Here is a 6,226-nt window from a genome sequence, read left to right as displayed (position 1 = left end):
CAACCGCTCGGACACCCCTCCATTGCGAAGGTCCATTCGTATCCAATGCAAAAGAAAGTATATCACAGGGCTACTTCAATGTCAACCAGCCTTCTATGCGGATTCCGCCGGAATTATTACTTTCAGGCCTCCCATATAAGGGCGCAAAACCTCCGGTATTACCACGGAACCGTCTGCTTGTTGATAGTTTTCGAGAATAGCCGCCACGGTTCTCCCCACTGCCACCCCGGAACCGTTTAAGGTGTGCACGTATTGCGGCCTGGATTTGGCATCGGGGCGAAAACGGATGTTGGCCCGCCGGGCCTGGAAATCTTCGCAATTGGAACAGGAAGAAATCTCTTTATAAGCCTGGTAACTGGGCATCCACACTTCCAGATCATAGGTTTTGGCTGATGAAAAGCCCATATCCCCTGTGCTCAATAGCACTACCCGGTAGGGCAGCCCCAGGAGCTGTAAGACTTTTTCGGCGTCAGCGGTCAAGCCTTCCAGTTCTTCGTAGGAATGCTCCGGGTCCACGATCTTTACCAGTTCCACCTTGTTAAACTGGTGCTGGCGGATCACTCCGCGGGTGTCCCTGCCGTGAGAACCGGCCTCAGCCCGAAAGCACGGGGTGTAGGCGGTCAGGTAAATCGGCAGCTGCCCGGCTTCCAGAATCTCCTCCCGGTACAGATTAGTCAGAGGAACCTCTGCGGTAGGCACCAGATACATCTCCCGGCCCTCTACCTTGAACATATCTTCAGCGAACTTGGGTAATTGGCCGGTTCCGGTCATGCAATCCGCGCTGACCATAAAGGGGGGCAGGATCTCCTTATAGCCGTGCTCCCCGGTATGCACATCCAGGTAAAAATTGATCACCGCTCGTTCCAGCCTGGCGCCAGAGCCTTTATATACGGTAAAACGGGCCCCGGAAAGCTTGGCTGCCCGTTCAAAATCCAGCACATCCAGCTCGGGCCCCAAATCCCAGTGGGCTTTGGGCTCATAATCGAACTGGCGGGGGTCCCCCCAGCGGCGCACTTCCACGTTGTCATTCTCGTCCAACCCCACCGGCACCGACTCATGGGGCAGGTTGGGGATATTGAGAAGTATATTGTCCAGATTAGTCTCGATGATTTTGAGCTGATCATCCAGGCTTTTTATTTCCAAACCTACCTGGCGCACTTTTTCCATCAAAGCCGCCGGATCCAGGCCTTCTTTTTTCATACGCCCCACTTCCATAGAGGCGGTGTTGCGGAATCCCTTCAGTTCCTCGACCTTGCCTAAAATAGCGCGCCGTTCTTCATCCAGGGTGATAAACCTGTCCAGGGCTCCGGAAATATTCCGTTTCTGCAGGGCGGCTTCCACTATATGGGGTTTGGCACGGATAAGTTTGGCATCTAACATGGCAATACCTCCTTCAAGCCTTTACTAAAAGTGCAGGAGCCTGGGTTTACCAACAATGCCATCCAGTTTGCTCAGGGACTCCAAGACCTCATCATCGGCCTTATTGTCCACATTGAGCAGCATGATGGCGATGTCGCCTTTGGTTTTGCGTGCGGTCTTCATGGAAGCTATATTTACCCCGGCATCACCCAGAGCAGTGGCAAAAGGACCGATAACCCGGGGGCGATCCTCGTTCTTGACGATGATGATATAGCCTTCCAAATCGTTTTCGGTTTCATAACCGTTGATCTCGACCAGGAGCGGATTTCGGGCCCTGGATACGGTGCCGGCCAACTCCAGCGTAAATTCGTGGTTGGACATTTTGGCCGTGATGACATTCTTGTAACGCCGGGTGCTCTGTTCTTCTTTATGCTCGAAAACCACAATTCCACGCTCATCCGCCATCAAGCGCGCATTGACGTAGTTAACCTTTTCAGCCATCACCGGAAGCAAGAGCCCTCTTAAGAAAGCCACGGTCAGCATTTCGGTCTCATTCATGGTCATTGGACCGCTATAGGTCAATTCCACCCTGCTTAGCGGGGCTTTGGCCATCTGATAATAGAACATCCCCATTTTCTCAGCCAGGGTAATATAGGGCTTCAGGTAATTCAGTTCATCGTTGACCATAGTGGGCAGATTGACCACATTGGGCACTATTTCACCGCGCAGGGCTTTGATGACCTGCTCGGCAATGGTTTCTCCCACCCGCTTCTGGGCTTCAAAGGTGTCTGCGCCCAAATGGGGAGTAACCACCACGTTGTTGAACTCAAACAGGGGATTGGCTTCGGCCGGCTCTTTTTCAAACACGTCCAGCCCGGCACTGGCGATCTTGCCGGAACGCAGTCCGTCAATAATGGCAGCTTCCTTCACGATACCCCCCCGGGCACAGTTGACGATGCCAATGCCGTCTTTGGCCAGGGCAAACATTTTCTCATCTATCATATGCATAGTCTCTTCATTGCGTGGGGTATGAACGGTTAGAAAATCAACCTGCTTCATCAATTCTTCCAAGGTTTCGACCTTTTCCACCCCAAAGCGTTCAAAGCGCTGATCGGCAATGTAGGGGTCATAGGCCAATACCCGCATATTGAAGGACTTGAGACGGGTCGCCACCATGGATCCGATGCGGCCCAGGCCTACTATGCCTACACTTTTCCCGTAAAGCTCCACTCCGCGGAATGGCTTGCGGTCCCATTTGACTTCTTTCAGATAACGGCTGGCCCAAGCGGTATTGCGCACTGAAGAAAGCAAAAGGCTGATGGTTTGCTCGGCCGCAGAGATCGTGTTGCTGTCCGGGGTGTTGGCTACAATAACCCCGTAACGGGTGCATACCTCCACATCGATATTGTCTACTCCGTTGCCGGCCCGGCCCACCACTTTCAGATTCTTGCCCTGTGATATGAGCTCTTCGTTAACCTGGGTGACACTGCGAACGATTAAGGCGTCATATTGATCAATGATCTTCAACAATTCTTCTCTGGATATGCCATCCCGGTAGTCAACATCCAGTTCGGTTTTCAACAGCAGAATGCCTTCTTCGGCGATTCGTTCTGTTACGATGACCTTTTTCTTTTCCATTCTAATTGCCCCTTCCTCAACCTGCGAAATCGCTATGGTTTTTCAGTATGTGCTCCTGGGCCACTTTTACTCCGGCCCCCAATTCCACCGGATGGCCCATTTTATGGAGAATCATCTCCAATGCCGCCAGGATGGCTAAGAGGTCTAATTCCCTAACATAGCCCAGATGCCCGATCCTGAAGATCACATCATACAGATTTTGCTGTCCCCCGGCTAATACGATGTTGAACTGCTGCAACATGGTCTGGCATATCTGGTTAGCCCCCAGTGTCTGCGGAGCCAAAACCGAGGTCACCGAACAGGAGGCCTGCTCAGCTTCGGCCAGGAGCCCCAACCCCATTGCGCTGACCGCTGCTCTTATCAAATCGCGGTAAAAGGCGTGCCGGCGGATAATGTTGTCCAGGCCTTCTTCAGCCATCATGCGCAGAGCTTCCTGCAGCCCGTAAAACAGGGAAATAGCCGGCGTGGTTGGCGTCTGGCCCTTCTGCAGGTACTCTAATCCGGTGCTTACATCCCAGTAAAATCTGCTGTTATTTATTTTTTTATGAATACTCAAAGCGCGCTGGTTAAAAGCCAAAAATCCCAAACCGGGAGGTATCATAAAGGCTTTTTGCGATCCGCTGGCGGCTACGTCGACCCGCCACTCATCCATCTTAAAAGAATGAGCCGCCAATCCGCTAACCGTATCAACAATGAAGAGGGCGGGATGATCCCCTAGGGCATCCGCGATAGCGGCTATATTGTTAACCACCCCGGTTGAGGTCTCATTATGACTCACCAGAACCGCTTTGATGCGTTTATCCGTGTCCCGGTCGATGCGCTCCTTAATAAGCTGTGGGTCGGCAGACTTTCCCCAGGGCACCAAAATCTTCTCCACGGCAGCTCCAAAGGCCTGGGCGATGGCTGCAAAGCGATCTCCAAAAACACCAATGGATACTGCCAGAACCTGGTCTCCCGGAGCGATAAAATTAGCTACCGCCGCTTCCATCACTCCCGTCCCCGAGGAGGGGTATATCAGTACCTCCCCCTGGGTTTGATATATGGAGCGAATACCTGCCGTCACCTCAAACAATAGATCATGAAAGGCTGGTCCGCGATGATTGATCATGGAGCGGCTCATGGCCCGGATGATCTGCTCAGGCAATGGCGTCGGCCCGGGAAGCAATAAATACTGTTCCCCTATCATTATGTGATAAAACCTCCTTGGTAAAACATTTGCAAAAAATTAATCCTCCCGCCCCTGCAGGGACGAGAGGTTTTCTCCCGCGTTGCCACCCTTGTTGGCGCCTTCTCGGCACCCCCTTAGAGGCTATAACGTAGCCACCGGTACTGCTTTCACAGCCTGCTCCAGGGTGGATTCCAAGCCAGGCTGCACTGGTTTGCACCGACCACCAGCTCTCTTCGCCAGCCATGGATTATACTGCTCCCTATCATCGCCGCTTTGACTGAATGTGGAGTTTGGCCATTATTATATTACATGGATTACCCATTTGCAACCAAATCCGACTTAAAAACCACTTTATTCTTTTTTGAAGGGTTATTCTTCTTTTTCGACCCTGAATTTGGCCAGTCCCACAATATGATCGCCGGGGGGGAGCTTCATCAGCAGGACTCCCCGGGAGTAGCGTTTTTGAACCGATATATCGTCTACTTCCAGGCGTATCAATTGCCCTTCGCCGGTCAGCAAGACCAGTTCTTCTCCGTCTTCCACGGTCTGAAAAGCCACCAGTTTGCCGTTCTTGCCCAGAATATCGATGCTTTTCAGGCCTTTACCGCCTCTCTTTTGCTCTTTGAATTCGTTCACCGGGGTGCGTTTGCCGTAGCCGTTTTCAGTCACCAGCAATACCCAGGCTTTTTCACGATATTTGTCTATGCCGATGACGTAGTCATTGAGGGCTAAATTGATGGCTTTGACCCCGGCTGCGGTACGGCCCATAGGGCGCACCTGGCTTTCATCGAACATGATGGACAAACCATGCGCACTGGCTATCATGATGCGATCGCCAGTTTCTACGCGCCGCACCCCCACCAGTTCGTCGTCCTCCCGGAGGTTGACCGCTATCAACCCCGATTTTCTGATATTATTGAAGGCCGATAAGGGGGTCTTTTTGATGATGCCCTTCTTGGTCAGCATGATCAGGTTTTTGGTATCGTCCATCTGGCGTGCCGCCACCATGGTGGTTACAAGCTCATTGGGTCTTAAGTCCAAAAAGTTTATAACCGGGGTGCCCTTAGCCTGCCGGCTTGATTCCGGCAGACGATAAGCCTTAATGGTAAACACGCGCCCTTGATTGGTAAAGAACAGCACCTGGGATAAGACGCTCGTGACCAGAACATCGGCGGCAGCATCTTCAGCCCGGTTGGTGGTTGAACTTATGCCCCGCCCGCCCCGGCGCTGGGCCCGGTAGGCCTCCAGCGGCTGGCGCTTGATGTAGCCGCGGTTGCTCAAGGTAACCACTACATCATGATCTTCGATGAGATCCTCGATGTTGTAATCACTTTCTTCGAAAGTGATCTCGGTACGGCGCGCATCTCCATAATTCTTCTTGACCTCCTCCAGATCAGCTTGAATCAAGTTTAAGATGCGCTGGGGATTCCCCAGTATCTCCTCATAATCGGCTATTTTAGCCAGGAGATCCCTCTGCTCCTCTTGCAGCCGGGCTCTTTCCAGGCCGGTCAGCTGTGCGAAGCGCATATCCAAAATGGCATTCGCCTGCCGCTCCGACAGGTTAAAGCGTTCCATAAGACCCTGGCGGGCCGCTTCTCGGTCCTTGCTGCTGCGAATCAGGTTCAATACCTCATCCAGATGGTCAATGGCTATTTGCAGCCCTTCCACAATATGCAGCCGGTCCCGGGCCACTTTCAATTCATAGCGGGTGCGCCTGGTCAAGACGTCTTTGCGGTGCTCCAGATAATTTTCCAGCATCTGCTTGAGGTTTAACACCCTGGGCTGCCCATGCACCAGTCCCAGCATGATGATGCCGAAACTGTCTTCCATCTGCGTATGCCGGAAGAGTTTATTGACCACCACATTAACGCTGACATCTTTGCGAATTTCAATGACGATGCGCATGCCGTTGCGATTGGATTCATCGCGCAGGTCAACGATCCCGTCAATCTTTTTGTCTCTGACCAGCTCGGCTATTTTTTCCACCAGTCGTGACTTGTTGACCTGGTAAGGAAGTTCGGTGACGATGATGGCATTGCGCCCGTTTTTGCGTTCTTCAAT

The 6,226-nt window shown here is 52.4% G+C and carries 4 protein-coding genes and 1 other annotated feature; all 4 genes read right to left on the bottom strand.

Going from position 1 to position 6,226, the window contains the following annotated elements; all coding sequences use genetic code 11:
* Nucleotides 1-93: 93 nt before the first annotated feature.
* On the bottom strand, nucleotides 94-1,380 hold the full coding sequence (serS, locus tag B2633_RS08335; RefSeq protein WP_483170145.1) for a serine--tRNA ligase: 1,287 nt from the start codon (nucleotides 1,378-1,380) through the stop codon (nucleotides 94-96).
* Nucleotides 1,381-1,404: 24 nt separating this feature from the next.
* Complete coding sequence (gene serA / locus B2633_RS08330) at nucleotides 1,405-2,997, bottom strand: phosphoglycerate dehydrogenase (RefSeq protein WP_483170144.1); 1,593 nt, start codon at nucleotides 2,995-2,997, stop codon at nucleotides 1,405-1,407.
* Nucleotides 2,998-3,013: 16 nt separating this feature from the next.
* On the bottom strand, nucleotides 3,014-4,183 hold the full coding sequence (locus B2633_RS08325) for a pyridoxal-phosphate-dependent aminotransferase family protein (RefSeq protein ID WP_483170143.1): 1,170 nt from the start codon (nucleotides 4,181-4,183) through the stop codon (nucleotides 3,014-3,016).
* A gap of 55 nt (nucleotides 4,184-4,238) precedes the next feature.
* Nucleotides 4,239-4,440: a binding site (T-box leader), on the bottom strand.
* Between the two features lie 94 nt (nucleotides 4,441-4,534).
* A partial coding sequence (locus B2633_RS08320) for a DNA gyrase C-terminal beta-propeller domain-containing protein (RefSeq protein ID WP_483170142.1) occupies nucleotides 4,535-6,226 on the bottom strand: 1,692 nt, incomplete at its 5' end.

The organism is Syntrophomonas sp. UBA1041 (genome assembly GCF_002316705.1).
GTDB lineage: Bacteria > Bacillota > Syntrophomonadia > Syntrophomonadales > Syntrophomonadaceae > DTU019.
The sequence above is the reverse complement of the archived record's forward strand: the minus strand, read 5'-3'. Positions and strand labels throughout refer to the sequence as shown.